Origin of the sequence: Marinobacter sp., assembly GCF_041690615.1 — a bacterium.
In the GTDB taxonomy this organism is placed as follows: domain Bacteria; phylum Pseudomonadota; class Gammaproteobacteria; order Pseudomonadales; family Oleiphilaceae; genus Marinobacter.
Map to the genome: position 1 here is coordinate 1 of NZ_JAWLGY010000040.1, position 17,360 is coordinate 17,360.

The 17,360-nt window shown below is 61.6% G+C and carries 16 protein-coding genes and 1 tRNA gene; 11 read left to right on the plus strand and 6 right to left on the minus strand.

The features are described from left to right. From ACESMZ_RS17095 to ACESMZ_RS17110, 4 genes are all read right to left on the minus strand, one after another. A tRNA-Val gene (locus ACESMZ_RS17095) sits at window positions 1-77 on the minus strand. 76 nt (window positions 78-153) lie between these two features. Then, the gene (locus ACESMZ_RS17100) at window positions 154-1,146 is read right to left on the minus strand and encodes a DMT family transporter (protein WP_372957154.1); all 993 of its coding nucleotides are present in this window, start codon (window positions 1,144-1,146) and stop codon (window positions 154-156) included. A 145-nt stretch (window positions 1,147-1,291) separates the two neighbouring features. Further along, on the minus strand, window positions 1,292-1,912 hold the full coding sequence (locus tag ACESMZ_RS17105) for a YceI family protein (protein ID WP_372957155.1): 621 nt from the start codon (window positions 1,910-1,912) through the stop codon (window positions 1,292-1,294). Next, on the minus strand, window positions 1,912-2,646 hold the full coding sequence (locus tag ACESMZ_RS17110) for a CDP-alcohol phosphatidyltransferase family protein (RefSeq protein WP_372957156.1): 735 nt from the start codon (window positions 2,644-2,646) through the stop codon (window positions 1,912-1,914). The genes ACESMZ_RS17105 and ACESMZ_RS17110 overlap by 1 nt, the downstream gene beginning before the upstream one ends. Window positions 2,647-2,756: 110 nt before the next feature. Between ACESMZ_RS17110 and ACESMZ_RS17115 the strand changes: the two genes are divergently transcribed. Genes ACESMZ_RS17115 through ACESMZ_RS17130 form a run of 4 tightly spaced genes read left to right on the plus strand, consistent with a single transcriptional unit; the run spans window position 2,757 to window position 7,016 of the window. Beyond that, a complete protein-coding gene (locus tag ACESMZ_RS17115) occupies window positions 2,757-3,749 on the plus strand; it encodes a zinc-dependent alcohol dehydrogenase (protein WP_372957157.1) in 993 nt (330 codons plus the stop codon). A 15-nt stretch (window positions 3,750-3,764) separates the two neighbouring features. Continuing rightward, entirely contained in the window at window positions 3,765-4,163 is a 399-nt protein-coding gene (locus tag ACESMZ_RS17120; RefSeq protein ID WP_372957158.1) for a 6-pyruvoyl trahydropterin synthase family protein, read from the plus strand. Next, window positions 4,150-6,075, plus strand: a complete 1,926-nt coding sequence (locus ACESMZ_RS17125; RefSeq protein ID WP_372957159.1) for a glycosyltransferase family 4 protein — start codon at window positions 4,150-4,152, stop codon at window positions 6,073-6,075. Before ACESMZ_RS17120 ends, ACESMZ_RS17125 begins: the two co-directional genes overlap by 14 nt. Beyond that, on the plus strand, window positions 6,072-7,016 hold the full coding sequence (locus tag ACESMZ_RS17130) for a lysylphosphatidylglycerol synthase transmembrane domain-containing protein (RefSeq protein ID WP_372957160.1): 945 nt from the start codon (window positions 6,072-6,074) through the stop codon (window positions 7,014-7,016). Before ACESMZ_RS17125 ends, ACESMZ_RS17130 begins: the two co-directional genes overlap by 4 nt. Here the strand turns inward: ACESMZ_RS17130 and ACESMZ_RS17135 are convergent. Next, complete coding sequence (locus tag ACESMZ_RS17135) at window positions 6,964-7,785, minus strand: RibD family protein (protein ID WP_372957161.1); 822 nt, start codon at window positions 7,783-7,785, stop codon at window positions 6,964-6,966. The genes ACESMZ_RS17130 and ACESMZ_RS17135 overlap by 53 nt on opposite strands. A gap of 185 nt (window positions 7,786-7,970) precedes the next feature. Between ACESMZ_RS17135 and ACESMZ_RS17140 the strand changes: the two genes are divergently transcribed. After that, window positions 7,971-8,687, plus strand: coding sequence for an enoyl-CoA hydratase-related protein (locus tag ACESMZ_RS17140; RefSeq protein ID WP_372957162.1), 717 nt, complete (start codon window positions 7,971-7,973; stop codon window positions 8,685-8,687). 125 nt (window positions 8,688-8,812) lie between these two features. Further along, window positions 8,813-9,151, plus strand: a complete 339-nt coding sequence (locus ACESMZ_RS17145) for a helix-turn-helix domain-containing protein (protein ID WP_372973064.1) — start codon at window positions 8,813-8,815, stop codon at window positions 9,149-9,151. Window positions 9,152-9,248: 97 nt separating this feature from the next. Here ACESMZ_RS17145 and galU read toward each other — a convergent pair whose 3' ends face one another. After that, on the minus strand, window positions 9,249-10,097 hold the full coding sequence (galU, locus tag ACESMZ_RS17150; protein ID WP_372957164.1) for a UTP--glucose-1-phosphate uridylyltransferase GalU: 849 nt from the start codon (window positions 10,095-10,097) through the stop codon (window positions 9,249-9,251). A gap of 312 nt (window positions 10,098-10,409) precedes the next feature. On the opposite strand from galU, the gene ACESMZ_RS17155 reads away from it, so the two are divergent. The 5 genes from ACESMZ_RS17155 (at window position 10,410) to prpF (ending at window position 17,195) form a co-directional block, all read left to right on the plus strand. Then, the gene (locus ACESMZ_RS17155) at window positions 10,410-11,090 is read left to right on the plus strand and encodes a GntR family transcriptional regulator (protein WP_372957165.1); all 681 of its coding nucleotides are present in this window, start codon (window positions 10,410-10,412) and stop codon (window positions 11,088-11,090) included. A 38-nt stretch (window positions 11,091-11,128) separates the two neighbouring features. Beyond that, window positions 11,129-12,016 (plus strand): methylisocitrate lyase, encoded by an 888-nt coding sequence (gene prpB / locus ACESMZ_RS17160; RefSeq protein WP_372957166.1) that lies wholly within the window; start codon window positions 11,129-11,131, stop codon window positions 12,014-12,016. Window positions 12,017-12,051: 35 nt separating this feature from the next. Continuing rightward, window positions 12,052-13,182 (plus strand): 2-methylcitrate synthase, encoded by a 1,131-nt coding sequence (gene prpC, locus ACESMZ_RS17165; protein WP_372957167.1) that lies wholly within the window; start codon window positions 12,052-12,054, stop codon window positions 13,180-13,182. Window positions 13,183-13,422: 240 nt separating this feature from the next. Then, window positions 13,423-16,020: a Fe/S-dependent 2-methylisocitrate dehydratase AcnD gene (gene acnD / locus ACESMZ_RS17170; protein ID WP_372973065.1), complete on the plus strand. Its 2,598-nt coding sequence runs from the start codon at window positions 13,423-13,425 to the stop codon at window positions 16,018-16,020. After that, the gene (gene prpF / locus ACESMZ_RS17175; protein WP_372957169.1) at window positions 16,017-17,195 is read left to right on the plus strand and encodes a 2-methylaconitate cis-trans isomerase PrpF; all 1,179 of its coding nucleotides are present in this window, start codon (window positions 16,017-16,019) and stop codon (window positions 17,193-17,195) included. The genes acnD and prpF overlap by 4 nt, the downstream gene beginning before the upstream one ends. The last annotated feature ends 165 nt before the right edge of the window (window positions 17,196-17,360 follow it).

Below are 17,360 nucleotides of genomic sequence, written 5' to 3' on the forward strand. Positions count from 1 at the left end.
TGGTAGGACCAGGCAGATTTGAACTGCCGACCTCTGCCATGTCAAGGCAGCGCTCTAACCAACTGAGCTATGGTCCTGTGTTCAACGGGGAGGAAATATACTGATCCGGACCGGGATGGTCAACCGTTTTCCGGGACTTTTTTAAACTGCCCGCTATCCCCGGTTGGCGGCGCGGATGCGGGCGATACGGCGTACCCGCGAGGACTTGCGCAGCCAGTTCCGGATGGCCCGGGCCAGCACCGTCCAGCGGTTGATCAGCAGAGCCAGCAGGATCACGCAGCAACCGGCAATCTGGGTTGGGCTCATGGTCTGGCTGAACCATACCCAGGCCAGCAGCGCCACCCACACCGGTTCCAGGATCAGTATCACCACACCATGGCTGTTGAAAGACAGGCTCTGGGCGTAGGTCTGTAGCAGAAAGCGAAAGGCGGTGCCGATGGTGGCACTTCCCACCAGCCACCAGAACATGGGACCGGTGAAGTTATCAAAGGTTGGCTGCCACTCCTCGAAGAACAGGGAGACCAGCCCGGTAAGTACCCCGGCTGTGGTCATGCTCAGGGCCGTCAGGGGCAGGGCGGGTACCTTCTGTTTGACAACCTGTTCACCACTGGCGTTCACCACGGTGCGGGTATTGGCGGTGCGGGAGGTAAGAATATACGACATGGCAAAGATCAGCGCTGCCACCACGAACAGCATTTGCCCGGGCTCCGGGCGGAAGCCGTTTTCAAGGGAAAGCAGGGCCAGGCCACAAATGGCCACCGGAATCGCCAGCCAGGTATTCAGGGGTTGGGGCTCGCGGAAGAAAACGCGGGCAATGGCGGGAACAATCACCACCGCCAGGCTGGTAATAAACGCGGCCTCACCAAGGTTGACGCCCAGCCAGATACCCATGACCCAGCAACTCATGGCGGAACCGAACACCAGGCCCACCCGGGCGCCACGGAGCATCTGTCGAACACCCAGGCGCGGTAGCTGATGGCGCGCAAAGAATGCCAGGATGGCACCGGCCATCAGGAATCGCATGGCCATGAACAGCAACGGCGGCATCAGCAGCACCGCCTCTTTGGAGAACGCCCAACTGACAGCGGCCAGCAGGGTTACAAAGACGAGAAGCAGGTCAGCTTTATGGGAATCAGAAAGGGCCATGGCAAGAAAATGTCCGGAAATCAGGGCGCGGAGTTTAGCATGCTCACCACGTCCGGCCTAATCATGGCCCGGTGAAGGGCGCCGCCCCGGGCCTGTGTCGCCCGGGAGCCATGGCTGTCATCACACCTGGTCTTCCAGGGTGCGCTCAGAACCAGCCTTCGTCCTGGATCGCTTCAAACTCGAAGCGCAAATGGACATCATCCGCCACCATCAACGGGTCGAGGGCGTAGGTCATGCCCCACTCACTGCGTTTGATCGTGGTGCTGGCAGAGATGCCAAGGGTGTACTCCTTGTGACCGATGGGGTAATCCGCCGCCTTGTTCAGAGTAACGTCCAGGGTCACCGGCCGGGTCTGGCCCAGCAGGGTAAGGTCGCCGGTGAGATTGCCGGTACGCTCGCCGGTGGTTTCGAAGTCGGTGACCTCAAAAGTGATCTCGGGATAGCGATCGCTATGGAGAAAGTCGTCCTTACGAAGGTGTTCGTCCCGCTTGTCGTGGTTGGAGAACACGCTGGCACTCTGGATGACTACCTTGCCAGACGGTACCTCGTTGGTTTCCTCGTCGTACTCGAACTGCCCCTTCCCCTCAAGGAACAGGCCGATGACTGACGCATAGCCCAGGTGATTCACCTCGAAGGTGATGGACAGGTGCTCTTCATCGATCTTGTATTCCTTGGGTTCGGCCTGGGCACTGGTGGCGGCGAGCGCGAGGCTGGTTACGGCGACGCCGGCAGCGATATGGGTGATGGCGTTCCTTTGGGTTTTCATCACGGTCTCCTTGCTGTTCTGTGCCGGTAAAGATAACAGATGTCGAGGGCAAAGGACCCGGATAAAAGGACCAGTGCCAACATGAGCGTAGCATGAGTGAACACATCCGGTATGGGCGGCACCAGGGCCACCATCAGGGTGACCAGTTGCCATACACAAATGGTCTTGCGCCGGAAGCTCTCCGGCAATGGCTCATTGAGCCATGTCCAGTACCAGCCCGCCATGACAAAGCCGTAACGCATCAGGCCGATAATCAGCACCCAGGCGCCGGCTTTTCCCAGTACCATCAGGGCGATGCACAGGATCAGAATAAAGAAGGCATCCAGCTCCATATCGAAGCGGGCTCCGAACGCGCTGGCTGTGCTGGTGCGTCGGGCGACATAGCCGTCCGCGCCGTCCATGATCAGTGCCAGCAAACAGAGCAGGGCATAGGGCCAGGCCAGGGTTTGCAGCAGGGCAGGTGTGCCGGCCAGGCTGGCAAGGAAGAGGACCAGCACGGCGCGAACCAGGGTCACCCGGTCTGCGGGCCCGAAGCGGCAGCCCGAGAGGCTCAGGCCAGCGACGACGCTCAGCGTAAACCCGGCGTAGAGGGCAACAGCCAGTATTATGGTTGCGGATGAGAGGGTGGCGATGTAGGCGGTGAGCAGCAGCAGTCCGGCCATGGCGGCCGCCCCCAGTGACAGGTCCACCCAGGGCAAGGGGTGCGGCGCATGATGTGTTGGCGAGGAATCCATAGCCGTAACCTGTCGTAATCTATACTGTAATGCTGATTATACCGGCGCCTGCAACGATTGGTTCACAGCGACAGCCGCCCAGCGGGTATTGCCTTCAGCATGGAGTGTGTATGAATCCCCCGTCAACGGAAATGTCACCCGCCTTCTGGTCCTCTGGAAATGGCCTTGGCGAGATTGCCCCCGGCCAGGTCGACCACAACAGTGACAACCACGGACCGCAGCTGGAGATGGAGACAGTCTACAGCGCCATAAGTCGTGGAACCGAGGCCCTGGTCTACAACGGCCAGGTACCCGAGTCCGAGTACCAGCGAATGCGGGCACCGTTTCAGCAGGGGGAGTTCCCGGGCCCGGTACGCTATGGCTATATGAACGTGGGTCGCGTTGTGGCCGGGCCGCCAAGCCTGGTGGGCCGCTACGGCTTCTGCCTGTTCCCCCACCAGCGCCGCTACCGTGTGCCCGCCAGTGCGGTAACCATCCTTCCGGAAGAGATACCCCCGGGCCGTGCGGTACTGGCCGCCAACCTGGAAACTGCCATCAATGGTCTCTGGGATGGCGAGCCTCTGGTAGGGGACCGTATTGCGGTCGTCGGCTGTGGCGTCGTGGGCTGCCTGGTCGCCTGGCTGGCCAGCAGGATTCCCGGCACCCGGGTTACCGCCATCGATCCCAACGCCAACCGGCGGGCCGTGCTGGCAGCGCTGGGCATCGGGTGGGCACCTGAGTCAGCCAGGGATGACCATGACCTGGTGTTCCATACCAGCGGCCATACATCAGGGCTGGAGACGGCTCTCAGCCTGGCAGGTAACGAAGGTCGCATTATCGAAATGAGCTGGTATGGCGAGCAGGCGGTGCCGGCCCGTCTCGGCGGCAGTTTTCATTCCCGTCGCCTGACCCTTCGGTCCAGCCAGGTGGGGCAGCTCAGCCCGCGTCAGCTACCCCGCTGGTCCTTCCGCGATCGCATGGCGCTGGCCATCCGGTTAATGGCAGACCCCGCGCTGGACAACCTGATTACCGGCGAAAGCGACTTTGAGCAGTTGCCCGACGTTATGGCGGAACTGGCCCGCGGGGCTTCTGACACCCTCTGTCATCGAATCCGCTATTCATAAACATAAGGAAAACCCATGTACACACTCACCGTCCGCGACAATGTGATGATTGCCCACAGCTTTACGGGAGAAATCTTCGGACCGGCCCAGAAGCTCCATGGCGCCACCTACGTGGTGGACGTCAGCTTCGAACGCCCGGAGCTGGACAACCATGACCTGGTTGTGGACATCGGCCTGGCCAGCGACGTGCTGGGCAAGGTCCTCGCCCCCATCAATATGCAGAACCTGGACGAGCTGCCCCAGTTCCGGGGCCGCAACACCACCACGGAGTTCATGGCCCGGTACGTCTTTGACGCCATGGCCGAAGCAATCCGCAACGGTGAACTGGGCGAGGGCGCCAGGGCCCTGACAGCGCTGAAAGTTACCCTGTCCGAGTCCCACATCGCCTGGGCCAGCTATCGTGGCGAACTCTGAGTCCTGTTACCGGTTCCTGGTTCCCGGTGATCCGGAACAACGGACTGGCGGCTATGGCTATGTGCGGGAGGTGGTGGCCGGGCTTAGGCGGCTTGACCGTGAAGTCAGTCTGGGAGGGCTGGACGGCCGGTTTCCAATGGTGGATGAGACTGCGCGAGCCGCGCTCGATAACGCCCTGGCGGCGGCACCTGACGGCAGCACCGTTATCGTGGACGGCCTCGCCCTGTGTGGTTGCCCGGAAGCGGCGGAGGTCCACGGCCCACGCCTCAACCTGGTGGCGCTGGTGCACCATCCGCTGGCGGATGAAACCGGTCTCGGCGACAGTGAGCGCGCCCATTTCCTAGAAACAGAGCGCCGGACCCTGGCTGCCGTCACCCGGGTCATCACGACCAGCGAAACCACTGCCCGGGGGCTGGGTCGATTTGGCGTGCCCTCGTCGAAGGTCCAGGTGGTGCTTCCGGGTGTTCACCGGCCAGGCGTTCGGGAAGATTCCGTATCTCGTCGTCAGGGGGCAGGTCGGGGGGAAGTCAGGCTTCTCTGCGTCGCCCACCTTTCTCCCCGAAAAGCGCAACTGGACCTGGTGGATGCCCTGGCCAGGCTGGAGGTGGGCGGATGGACCTGCGAACTGGCAGGTTCCGTGGACCGGGATGTGGACTACGCCAGCGCTGTGAGGGCAAGGATTGCAGACCAGGGTCTGACAGGGTACATCCGGTTGCGGGGCGAGCTGTCCGGTCCGGAGCTGACCCGGGCGTTCGGGCAGGCCGACCTGTTTGTGCTGCCCTCCCACTATGAAGGCTATGGCATGGTGATCGATGAGGCGCTGGCCCACGGCGTGCCGGTGATATCTTCTGACGGAGGCGCACTGGCGGCCACGGCCGACCGTCCTGGTTGTGTGACCTATCCGGCCGGTGACAGCGAAGCGCTTGCCATGCTGGTCAGCGAACGGATACAAAACCGGTCATTGCTGCGAAGCCAACAGGCCGCTGCCCGCGAGAGTGCGCAAACCCTGCGTAGCTGGGACCAGTGCGCGGGGGAGTTTGACCGGGCGCTAGGACCGATCGATGCGAGCCTTCCAAAAGGCAGTGGCTTCGCGGAAGACTGGCTGCGGCTACGGGAACCGGCGGACCATCAGGCACGTGACCCTCAGCTTGGCGTGGAAACCGCCCACTGGCTGGAGCAACGATCAGATCAGGTCCTGGTAGTGGCGGATATTGGTGCTGGCAGTGGGTCCAACTGGCGCTATCTTCGCCAGGCTTTTCCTGACGAGCTGTCAGCCCGCTGCCAATGGCACCTCTATGATCAGGATGAGGCGCTGCTGAACACTGTGGCAGTGGATGGTTCGTCAACCCATCTTCACCCTCGTCGCCTTGAAGCCGGCGACCTCGATGCGGCCTTGCCGGCCCCGTTACACCTTGTCGCCGCCTCGGCGCTGATCGACCTGGTGTCCCAGTCCTGGCTGGAGGCTTTTGCGAAAGCTGCCGCAGTGCGCTCTGCAGCGGTTCTGGTGGTGCTAACTTATGCAGGCAGCTTCCGCCTGTGGCCAGGGCATCCTTCGGACGATACGCTGAGGACGCTGGTCAACCAGCATCAGCACGGCGACAAGGGCACCGGTGCCGCCTGTGGCCCCGAAGCCAGTGAGGTGCTGGCGGGCGCGCTCCAATCCAATGGCTACCAGGTTCGGCTGGCACCCAGCACCTGGCACCTGGATCAGCGCTACCCGGAGCTGCAGTCTGCCCTTATGGAGGGCTGGGTGGAGGCAGCCCGGGCACAATATGAACGATTCTCAGACGAGGAGGAAGCGCCGGCTGATTGGCTGGAAGACTGGCTGAACACCCGGCTGGAACAGGCAGGGCAGGGTGTGCTGACCATCGAAGTGGATCATATCGACCTGTTCGGAGCACCGGGGTTGTGACCATCCGGGGCCGTGGTTTATCGCCGGTATTGCGGTGGGGGCTGACCCTGCTGTTGCTGGTGACAGTGCTCTGGCTGGTGGATCCGGCAGCCGTTGGCGGACAGCTGCAGAACGTGCACGGGCCCTGGCTGTTAGCGGCCCTGGTGATCACGCCCTTTCAGGTTGTCATCTCCGCCTGGCGCTGGCAGTTCACGGTGCGGCGGCTGGGGGGGCAGCTGCCGCTGGGTTACGCCATTGGCGAGTATTACCTTGGCACACTGGTGAACCAGCTGGTACCGGGTGGCGTGGTTGGCGACGCGGGGCGGGCCTTACGGCACCGGCAGCGGATGAAGACCACCACGCTGGCGGTCCATGGGGTCATGATTGAGCGGTTGTCCGGGCAGCTGGTGCTGTTTCTGCTGGCCGCGGTGCTGGCTGCAGCCTGGTTACCGCTGCCGAAGCCGCCCATGCCGGGGCTGTTCCTGTTGCCCGGAGTGTTGATCGTCATACTGCTGACCTGGTCATTGTTCCAGGCACCCCCACTGGCAAACTGGTGGGCGGGCTTTCAGGCTGATGTACGGCGGGCACTTCTAAGCAGGAGCGCCTTGCCGCTGCAGCTTGCCTCATCCCTGGCTGTCATCGTCTCCTACCTGGCCGCGTTCTGGTGTCTGGCCATGGGCCTTGGGCTTTCCGTAGCTGTGGATGCGCCGGGGCTGTTACTGGCACTGTGTACGGTGCTGCTGATGGCCATGGTCATTCCCCTGACGGTGTCGGGCTGGGGTATTCGGGAAAGCGCAGCGGCGGTACTTTGGCCGCTGGCGGGTATGGATGCGGAGCAGGGTGTGGCGCTGGCAGTGAGCTACGGAGTGCTGGTACTGGTCTCCGCCTTGCCGGGGGTATTTTTCCTGTTCAGTGGCGGGCGTCAAACGCCAGGTCGAACAGCATATCAGTGCCCAGATTGACCATGCGTGCTTGCGGACGCAGGGCATCAGCCAGGCTGTCGATCTCCGGCAGCGAGAACGCCGGCTGACCGCTGCCGATGATCATGGGCGCTACCAGTACGTGGAGACGATCCACCAGCCCGGCTGTCAGGAAGGTGGATACTGTCTGTCCGCCGCCCTCGATAAAAATCCGGCGCAGCCCCAGATGTTGCAGAATGGCCAGAACCTCCTTCGGATTGATGGGGCCGCTGGTGCCGGTCAGACAGGGTATCTCCTGTACGCCGCCGGTAAGCGTGTCTGGCAGGGCAGGTGACTGCCCATTCCTTGCGACCAGGCGCAATGTCGGGGCAGCGCCATCAGAAAAGAGGTGATGGCTGTCCGGTACACGGCGGTTACGGTCCACCACCACCCGCACCGGGTTAGGCCCGGTGGCAAGGCGAACAGTCAGGCGCGGGTTGTCAGCAGCGGCGGTGCCCGATCCTACCAGCACCGCGTCCGATACTGCCCGCAGGCGGTGCAGGTGAACCAGCCCGTCCTTACCGTTGATGTAACGGGACTTGCCAGTCACCGTGGCAATCCGGCCGTCCAGGCTCTGGCCCATCTGGGCGATGACGGATAATTCGTGTTCCGTTCCTGTCCGGGCTGACGTTACCAGCGGCTGAAACAGCTGCAGCAGTTGTCCCGCGAGATCATCATCGGTCAATGGTGTCTCGGGTGGCCAGTGTCCGCTGGCCGTCTCGGGCTGGTGGCATTGCCGAAGAATCATCTGCCAGGCCTGCTCGGGTGTCATCGCTGCCTCAAGGTTACGGGTCGGTCCCGGGGGTTGGTTTTCGCGTTATAGGTAACTTTTACGTAAAAATCCCTGATTGATTCACTCTAAAGTCATAAAGTAGCCCCTGCCAGTGGAAATGTCCCCGGTGAATCGGTTGTAATTCACACAGCGCTCTCGTTATCCCGGACAGACAGGAATCCGAATTGATCGAACTGACCCCCGCAACCGACTATGTTCCCGAGGCACCGGAAACCATCCGCGTACTCACCCTGCACGCACCGCCGGAGAACCGCTGGCACAGTGAGGGCCTGGAGGAGCTGCACCAGGTGCTGGGTGATCTGGCCCGCGAGAGCCCCTGTGCGTCATTGGTGATAACGGGGTCCGGTTCTGAATGGTTCTGTGGCGGTACACTGGATTCAGCACTGAGTGATGCCCGTGTGCCACTCAGCCAGCTGGCGCGGTTTTACTCCCAGGCTTTTTCCACCCTGCGAAAGTACCCGGCCCTCACTGTGGCGGCAATCAACGGGCAGGCACGGGATGAAGGTCTGGCGATGGCGCTCAGCTGTGATTTCCGCGTGGCGTCTGGCCATGCCGGGTTCGGATTTGACGCACCCCGCCAGGGGCGTTTTCCCATGGGTGGGAGTACACAGTTGTTGCCGCGTTTGCTGGGAGAGTCCATCAGCAAGCGGATGATGCTTTGCGGCCTGGAGTGGAACCCTGCCCAGGCCCTGGAACACGGGCTGGTGGATCAGGTTAACGAATGCCCCGTGGCGGCTGCCATTGCACTGCTGGCGGGAGCGCAGGGTGTTAATCCTCTGGTGGTTCAGGGCGTTCGTCAGCTGGTGGAGCACGCCCGCATGCGCCCTCTGGAAACCGGGTTTGCCGCCGAGCGCGATTGGCAAAACGCCCTGGGAGAGTGACACAGCTATCCCCGCGAAGCTATCGCGGAAACGCCTCTTTGCGGATACAGTAGGATGCATGCTTCCGGATCGTCGTTGCTGGCATCCGTCCTGAATAACAGCCCGTAGGTGGCAGGAGTTACCCCATGCGTTACCTGGAAACATTCTGGCAGAGGCTGAAGGATGCCCGCGAGGCACGGCAACTGTCCCATCGCGATCTGGCTGAGCTGGTGGGAGTGACTCCGGACACCATCACTCGCTGGGAGCAGGCGGACCCTCACCGGCGACTGTATCCGGCGGTGGATGAGCTTATCGACCTGTGCCGTCAGTTGACTGTGCCACTGGAATCGCTGCTGGACACCTCCGAACTGGATGATCCGGGACAACTGGAGTTGCCGGGGCTGGCGTTCTCCAACAGTGATGAGCTGGCGGGGGCACTGGAAGAGCTGGAGCGACAGGTGCAGCGGGTTCAGCCCAACGAGTAGGAAGTGGAATTGCTGCGCCGGTTCCGCAAGAGTACGGAAGAAAACCGGCGCATGATCCTGCAGTTACTGGGCCGCTGATGCGGCCCGTGCGCTTGACTCACTTCTTCTTGTCGCGGTTCTTTTTGTAGATGTTCTCATAGACGTAGTTGGTGGCTTCCACAAACCCTTCAATGGAACCACAGTCAAACCGCTTGCCCTTGAACTGATAGGCCAGCACGCAGCCGTTCTTCGCCTGCTCCAGCAGGGCATCGGTGATCTGGACTTCGCCGTTCTTGCCGGGCTTGGTGTTCTCGATAATCTCGAAAATATCCGGTGTCAGGATGTAGCGGCCGATAATCGCCAGGTTGGACGGAGCCTTGTCCGGTGACGGCTTCTCTACCATATCGGTGATACGGTACAAGCCATCCTTCATGGGCTCCCCGGCGATCACACCGTACTTGTGAGTCTCGTTCTTGGGTACTTCCTCAATGGCCACGATGGAGCAGCGGAACTGCTTGTACAGCTTGGCCATCTGGGTCAGTACACCATCTTCGCCTTCCGGGACGACGCAGAAGTCATCGGCCAGCACCACCGCAAACGGGTTGTCACCCATCAGGTTGCGGCCGGTGAGAATGGCGTGTCCCAGGCCTTTCATCTCGTTCTGGCGGGTAAAGGCGAAGGTGTTGTTGTTGATCAGGTCCCGGATGGAGGTGAGCAGGTCTTCCTTGCCGGTGCCGGCAATCTGGTGTTCCAGCTCGTAACTGATATCGAAGTGATCCTCAATGGCCCGTTTGCCCCGCCCGGTCACAAAACCGAACTCATTGATACCGGCCTCGGACGCTTCCTCAACCCCGTATTGCACCAGGGGTTTGTTAACAACGGGAAGGATTTCCTTCGGCATGGCCTTGGTGGCGGGAAGAAAGCGGGTGCCGTAGCCGGCAACGGGGAACAGGCACTTCTTGATCATCAATATCGTCCTTTTGTGTGGTTTTCCTGATTGGGGGCCGCCAGCACGGGCCTGGCGCCTCCGCAATGCTTGGTAATCCGGCAATCAGAAAGCATGCCAAGTGTAACCAAGGTACCGGTATAAAGGGAAACACCGGGAGGTTGCGTCTTTTTTACGGTTTTTTCACGGCAACGACGTTAATAGCGATGCACCAGGTTGGTGCGTGCGCTTTATGTTAACAATCGGAGCCTCTCCAATTGCACGGATTGTTGACAATATGCAGTGTCAGGCGTAACTTCAGGATCGTTACTTTCTATATTGTTGACAAACGCCATGAACGCTCCCATAACACTCACCCAGACCCGTGCCGATGAAGCTTTCGATTGTCTGCAAACGGCCATCGTGAAAGGCGAGCTGGCCCCCGGTGAGAAAATCGGTGAACTGGACCTGTGCGAGCGCTTCAACCTGACCCGTGGCCCGGTGCGTGAAGCCCTGGGCAGGCTGGAATCCCGTGGCCTGCTGGTCCGCCGGCCTCACGCCGGTGTGCGGGTCGTCTCCGTCAGTGCCGCTGAACTGCTTGAGCTTTACCGCATTCGTGAGGTCATGGAAGGGCTGGCGGCTCGCCAGGCTGCGGAGCGCATGACTGACGACGAAATCGCGGACCTGCAGGCGACCCTCGACAGTCATGAAGCGATGATCGAGGAAGCCCGGGGGCAGGCCTACTACCAGGCGGAAGGTGACTACGACTTCCATCACCGCATCGCCACCGGCAGCCGCAACACCAAACTCGCGCAGATGCTGCTGGGTGATCTTTACTACATGGTGCGCATGTACCGCTACCGGCTGAGTACCTCCAGTGGCCGGCCTCATCGGGCCCTGGGCGAGCACCGGCGTATCGTGGAGGCCATTGCCCAGCGGGATGGCGAGCTGGCGGAGTTCCTGATGAAGCGCCACATCAACGCTGCCCGACAGAATATCGAACGCAAGATTGAACAGGGCGAGATCTCGTTCTGATCCCGAACCCAACATTCATGAACAAGAAGGAAATCCCCATGTCACAGCAACTGAGCCCTGGCGCCCGCTTCCGCAAGGCGCTGAAAGAGAACAAGCCGCTGCAGATCGTCGGCACCATCAACGCCTATTCCGCCATGATGGCCGAGCGGGTAGGGCACCAGGCCATTTACCTGTCCGGTGGTGGTGTAGCGAACGCTTCCTTCGGCCTGCCGGACCTGGGCATGACCACCATGAACGATGTGGTGGAAGACGCCCGTCGCATCACCGCCGCCACCGACCTGCCGCTGCTGGTAGACATCGACACCGGCTGGGGTGGCGCCTTCAATATCGCCCGTACCATCCGTGAGATGGAGCGCGCTGGCGTGGCCGCCGTCCATATCGAAGACCAGGTCGCCCAGAAGCGTTGCGGTCACCGCCCCAACAAGGAAATTGTTTCCAAGGATGAAATGGTCGACCGCATCAAGGCTGCGGCCGATGCCCGCCAGGACAAGGACTTCTTTATCATGGCCCGCACCGACGCCTTCCAGAAGGAAGGGCTGGAAGCCGCCATTGACCGCGCAAAGGCCTGCATTGAAGCCGGCGCCGACGGCATCTTCGCCGAAGCCGTGCATGAGCTGTCTGACTACCGTGCCTTCGCGGACGCCATCGACGCGCCCCTGCTGGCCAATATCACCGAGTTCGGCGCTACGCCCCTTTATAACAAGAGTGAGCTTGCAGAAGCCGGGGCCGGTATGGTGCTCTATCCCCTCAGTGCCTTCCGCGCCATGAACAAGGCAGCGCTGATGGTGTATGAAAATATCCTGGAGAAGGGCGACCAGAAAGACGTGGTGGACAGCATGCAGACCCGTGCCGAACTCTACGACTTCCTGAACTACCACGACTTCGAACAGAAACTGGACGAGCTCTTCGCCCAGAAAAAGAACTGAACCGAATCCAACAAGAGATGTGAGGGAGATGACTCATGGCTGAAGCAAAGAAACTCGGTGGTGCCGGCCTGCGCGGGCAGGTCGCTGGTGAAACCGCCCTGTGTACCGTGGGCAAGTCCGGTGCCGGCCTGACCTACCGTGGCTACGACATTGCCGACCTGGCGGAGAAAGCCCAGTTCGAGGAAATCGCGTATCTGCTGCTGCGGGGCAAGCTGCCCAACCGCAAGGAGCTGGACGAGTACACGAAAAAGCTGCAAAGCTTGCGTGGCTTGCCGGACGCCCTGAAGACCGTGCTGGAGCAGATCCCCAAAGACGCCCACCCGATGGATGTCATGCGTACCGGCTGTTCCATGCTGGGCAACCTGGAAACCGAGCAGGACTTCTCCGAGCAGGACGACAAGATCGACCGCATGCTGGCGGTGTTCCCGTCCATCATCACCTACTGGTACCGCTTCGCCCACGAAGGCGTGCGTATTGAGACCGAGAGCGACGTGGACTCTATCGGCGGCCACTTCCTGGAGCTGCTGCACGGCAAGAAGCCCAGCGAACTGCACGAGCGGGTGATGAACGTTTCCCTGATCCTGTATGCGGAGCACGAGTTCAACGCCTCTACCTTCACGGCCCGTGTGTGTGCGTCGACCCTGTCTGATATCCACAGCTGTGTTACCGGCGCCATCGGCTCCCTGCGTGGTCCGCTGCATGGTGGTGCCAACGAAGCCGCCATGGCTCTGATCCAGAAGTTCCAGACCCCGGATGAGGCCGAAGAAGGCCTGATGGGCATGCTGGAGCGCAAGGAAAAGATCATGGGCTTCGGTCACGCCATCTACAAGGAATCCGATCCCCGCAACGCGATCATCAAGCAGTGGTCGAAGAAGCTGGCGGACGAAGTGGGCGACACCGTGCTATACCCGGTATCCGTTCGCTGCGAGGAGGTCATGTGGCGGGAGAAGAAGCTGTTCTGTAACGCTGACTTCTTCCATGCGTCTGCCTATCACTTCATGGGCATCCCCACGGAGCTGTTTACCCCCATCTTCGTGATGTCCCGGGTATCCGGATGGACGGCCCACGTGAAAGAGCAGCGCGCCAACAACCGGATTATCCGCCCCAGCGCCGACTACACCGGCCCGGCGGATGCCAAGTGGGTGCCCATTGACGAGCGCCCTTAACAACCTGGCCTGCGCAGAGAACGGCGGAAGCATTGTAGTGGAAGCCTGATGTCGTGGTGCCGGACCGGTCCTGCGGCGGGGGTTTTCTCCGCCGCAATTCAGGGGCCGTCCATGGCACCCGCCTTGCTCCGCGCCATCCATGGCGCTGCTACGAAAGCCCCCGCCACATGCCCGTTCTCATGCGCCGTTGCTGTTCGCAGAACGTCCCAGACCCATTTAGTGCTCCCGAGAGACCCCCTAATGAACACCCAATATCGCAAGAACCTCCCAGGCTCAGACCTGGACTATTTCGACACCCGCCAGGCGGTGGAAGACATCCAGCCCGGCGCCTGGGCCAAGCTGCCCTACACCTCCCGTATCCTGGCCGAGCAGCTGGTGCGCCGCTGCGAGCCTGCCGCTCTGACCGATTCGCTGAAGCAGCTGATCGAACGCAAGCGGGACCTGGACTTCCCCTGGTACCCCGCCCGCGTGGTGTGCCATGACATCCTGGGCCAGACTGCCCTGGTGGACCTGGCCGGTCTGCGCGACGCTATCGCAGAGAAGGGCGGTGATCCCGCCAAGGTCAATCCTGTCGTGCCCACCCAGCTGATCGTTGACCACTCCCTGGCCGTTGAACACGCGGGCTTCGAGAAGGACGCCTTCGAGAAGAACCGTGAGATCGAGAACCGCCGTAACGACGATCGCTTCCACTTTATCAACTGGACCAAGACCGCCTTCGAGAACGTGGACGTGATTCCGCCGGGTAACGGCATCATGCACCAGATCAACCTGGAGAAGATGTCCCCGGTGGTTCAGGTTCGGGATAATGTAGCCTTCCCGGACACCTGCGTGGGCACTGACAGCCATACTCCGATGGTCGATGCCCTCGGCGTTATCTCGGTTGGTGTTGGCGGCCTGGAAGCGGAAAGTGTCATGCTTGGCCGTGCCTCCATGATGCGCCTGCCGGACATTGTGGGCGTGGAGCTCAAGGGCAAGCTGCGCCCGGGTATTACTGGTACCGACATGGTGCTGGCGATCACCGAGTTCCTGCGCAAGGAGCGGGTTGTAGGCGCCTACCTGGAGTTCTACGGCGAAGGCGCCGACAGCCTGACCGTGGGCGACCGGGCGACCATCTCCAACATGACTCCGGAGTACGGCGCCACCGCTGCCATGTTCTACATTGACGGCCAGACCATCGACTACCTCAAGCTCACCGGTCGTGAAGACGAGCAGGTGGCCCTGGTCGAGAAGTACGCAAAACACACCGGCCTGTGGGCGGATGACCTGAAAACCGCCGAGTACGAGCGGGTACTGACGTTTGACCTGAGCAAGGTAGAGCGCACCCTGGCGGGTCCGTCCAACCCCCACGCCCACCTGCCCACCAGCGAACTGGCCAAGCGCGGTATTGCCGGTGAATGGGAGCAGGAAGAAGGCAAGATGCCGGACGGCGCAGTCATCATCGCCGCTATCACCAGCTGCACCAACACCAGTAACCCCCGCAACATGGTGGCAGCCGGCCTGATTGCCCGTAACGCCAATAAACTGGGCCTGACCCGTAAGCCGTGGGTGAAGTCCTCCCTGGCACCGGGCTCCAAGACCGTCAAGATGTACCTGGAAGAAGCCAACCTGCTGCCAGAGCTGGAAAACCTCGGTTTTGGCGTGGTGGCCTTTGCCTGCACCACCTGTAACGGCATGAGCGGCGCCCTGGACCCGAAAATCGAGCAGGAAATCATCGACCGCGACCTGTACTCCACGGCGGTGCTGTCCGGTAACCGTAACTTCGACGGCCGTATCCACCCCTACGCCAAGCAGGCCTTCCTGGCCTCGCCGCCGCTGGTGGTGGCCTATGCCATTGCCGGTACCATCCGCTTTGATATCGAGAAGGACGCCCTGGGGTACGACAAGGACGGCAACCCCATCACCCTGAAAGACATCTGGCCCAGCGATGAAGAAATCGACGCCATCGTCAAAACAGCGGTGAAGCCGGAGCAGTTCCGCCAGACCTACATCCCCATGTTCGACGTGTCCAAGGATGCCCGTAACCTGGTCAGCCCGCTGTACGAGTGGCGTCCCCAGAGCACATACATCCGTCGTCCGCCGTACTGGGAAGGTGGCATGGTGGGAGAGAAGTCCCTCAAGGGCATGCGTCCGCTGGCGATCCTGCCGGACAACATCACCACCGACCACCTGTCGCCGTCCAATGCCATCCTGATGGACAGCGCCGCCGGTGAATACCTGCACAAGATGGGCCTGCCGGAGGAGGACTTTAACTCCTACGCCACCCACCGGGGCGACCACCTGACCGCCCAGCGTGCCACCTTCGCCAACCCGAAACTGTTCAACGAAATGGTGCGGGACGAGAATGGCAACGTGAAGCAGGGCTCCCTGGCCCGCGTTGAGCCGGAAGGCAAGGTCACCCGCATGTGGGAAGCCATCGAAACCTACATGGACCGCAAGCAGCCGCTGATCATCATCGCCGGCGCCGACTACGGCCAGGGCTCCTCCCGTGACTGGGCCGCCAAGGGCGTGGCACTGGCGGGCGTAGAAGCCATCGTGGCGGAAGGCTTCGAGCGCATCCACCGGACCAACCTCATCGGCATGGGTGTGATGCCCCTGCAGTTCGAGGAAGGCACCACCCGCAATACCCTGGCACTGGACGGTACGGAAACCTACGACGTGGAAGGCACCGCCGCACCGGGAGCGGAACTGACCCTGGGCATCCACCGCAAGAACGGCAGCACCGAGCACGTCGCAGTAATCTGCCGTCTGGACACTGCGGAAGAGGTGGAAATCTACAAGGCCGGCGGTGTGCTGCAGCGCTTTGCCCAGGACTTCCTGGAGTCTGAGGGGGCCGCATGAGCAACGTACCCCAGGTAAAAATCCCCGCCACCTACATGCGTGGCGGCACCAGCAAGGGCGTGTTCTTCAACATCGAAGACCTGCCCGAACGCTGCCAGCAACCCGGTGAAGCCCGTGACAAGCTGCTGATGCGCGTCATCGGCAGCCCCGATCCCTACGAAAAACAGATCGACGGCATGGGTGGCGCCACCTCCAGCACCAGCAAGACCGTGCTGCTGGCCAAAAGCCAGAGTGACGACCACGACGTGGACTACCTCTTCGGCCAGGTGGGCATCGACAAGGCCTTTGTCGACTGGAGCGGCAACTGCGGCAACCTGTCTGCCGCGGTGGGGCCCTTCGCCATCACCAACGGCCTGGTCGACAAGAGCCGGGTACCGGACAACGGCATCGCCACCGTCCGCATCTGGCAGGCCAACATCGGCAAGACCATTGTTGCCAGGGTACCCATGACCAACGGTGAAGTGCAGGAAACCGGTGATTTTCAGCTGGATGGCGTGACCTTCCCGGCGGCAGAAGTCGCTGTGGAGTTTATGGACCCGGCCGACGGTGAGGGCGCCATGTTCCCCACCGGCAATGTCGTGGATGACCTGGAAGTGCCTGGTATCGGCATCCTCAAGGCCACCATGATCAACGCCGGCATACCCACCATTTTCGTTAATGCCGAAGACATCGGCTACGAAGGCACCGAGCTGCAGCCGGCCATCAACGGCGACCCGGAAGCCCTGGCCCGTTTCGAACTGATCCGCGCTCACGGCGCAGTGAAGATGGGTCTGATCAAGACCCCAGAGGAAGCCGCAAACCGGGGTCATACACCCAAGGTGGCGTTTGTAGCGCCGCCAAAGGACTACGTCAGCTCATCCGGGAAAGATATCAAGGCCGGTGATGTTGACGTCCTGGTCCGAGCCCTGTCCATGGGCAAGCTGCACCACGCCATGATGGGCACGGCGGCGGTGGCCATCGCGACCGCCTCGGCGGTCCCAGGCACGCTGGTGAACCTCGCCGCCGGCGGAGGGGATCGTACCTCCGTAACCTTCGGACACCCGTCCGGAACCCTGCAGGTCGGGGCTGAGGCCTCCCAGGTGAACGGGCAGTGGACCGCGACCAAGGCTGTAATGAGCCGCAGTGCCCGGGTGCTTATGGAAGGTTGGGTGAGGGTGCCTGGGGACTCGTTCTAGGCGCCCTGGTCAGACACGAATCAGGATTGGTCTCCTGATTGATTGCCGCCAGTGCCCTTTGGGCCTGGCGGCTTTTTTGTAGTGCGCCAGGCATGGCGCGTAGCGCCTTGACGGCGCTGTTCCGGTCCAGGTGGTGCTGGCCGGATGACTTGGGGGTGCAAGTCC

What these genes read in the sequence shown, in the direction of transcription:
- prpF (WP_372957169.1), top strand. Translation starts at nt 16,017, where the DNA reads ATGAGCAACGTACCCCAGGTAAAAATCCCCGCCACCTACATGCGTGGC.
- ACESMZ_RS17110 (WP_372957156.1), bottom strand. Translation starts at nt 2,646, where the DNA reads ATGGATTCCTCGCCAACACATCATGCGCCGCACCCCTTGCCCTGGGTG.
- prpC (WP_372957167.1), top strand. Translation starts at nt 12,052, where the DNA reads ATGGCTGAAGCAAAGAAACTCGGTGGTGCCGGCCTGCGCGGGCAGGTC.
- acnD (WP_372973065.1), top strand. Translation starts at nt 13,423, where the DNA reads ATGAACACCCAATATCGCAAGAACCTCCCAGGCTCAGACCTGGACTAT.
- prpB (WP_372957166.1), top strand. Translation starts at nt 11,129, where the DNA reads ATGTCACAGCAACTGAGCCCTGGCGCCCGCTTCCGCAAGGCGCTGAAA.
- ACESMZ_RS17155 (WP_372957165.1), top strand. Translation starts at nt 10,410, where the DNA reads ATGAACGCTCCCATAACACTCACCCAGACCCGTGCCGATGAAGCTTTC.
- galU (WP_372957164.1), bottom strand. Translation starts at nt 10,097, where the DNA reads ATGATCAAGAAGTGCCTGTTCCCCGTTGCCGGCTACGGCACCCGCTTT.
- ACESMZ_RS17145 (WP_372973064.1), top strand. Translation starts at nt 8,813, where the DNA reads ATGCGTTACCTGGAAACATTCTGGCAGAGGCTGAAGGATGCCCGCGAG.
- ACESMZ_RS17115 (WP_372957157.1), top strand. Translation starts at nt 2,757, where the DNA reads ATGAATCCCCCGTCAACGGAAATGTCACCCGCCTTCTGGTCCTCTGGA.
- ACESMZ_RS17100 (WP_372957154.1), bottom strand. Translation starts at nt 1,146, where the DNA reads ATGGCCCTTTCTGATTCCCATAAAGCTGACCTGCTTCTCGTCTTTGTA.
- ACESMZ_RS17135 (WP_372957161.1), bottom strand. Translation starts at nt 7,785, where the DNA reads ATGACACCCGAGCAGGCCTGGCAGATGATTCTTCGGCAATGCCACCAG.
- ACESMZ_RS17105 (WP_372957155.1), bottom strand. Translation starts at nt 1,912, where the DNA reads ATGAAAACCCAAAGGAACGCCATCACCCATATCGCTGCCGGCGTCGCC.
- ACESMZ_RS17120 (WP_372957158.1), top strand. Translation starts at nt 3,765, where the DNA reads ATGTACACACTCACCGTCCGCGACAATGTGATGATTGCCCACAGCTTT.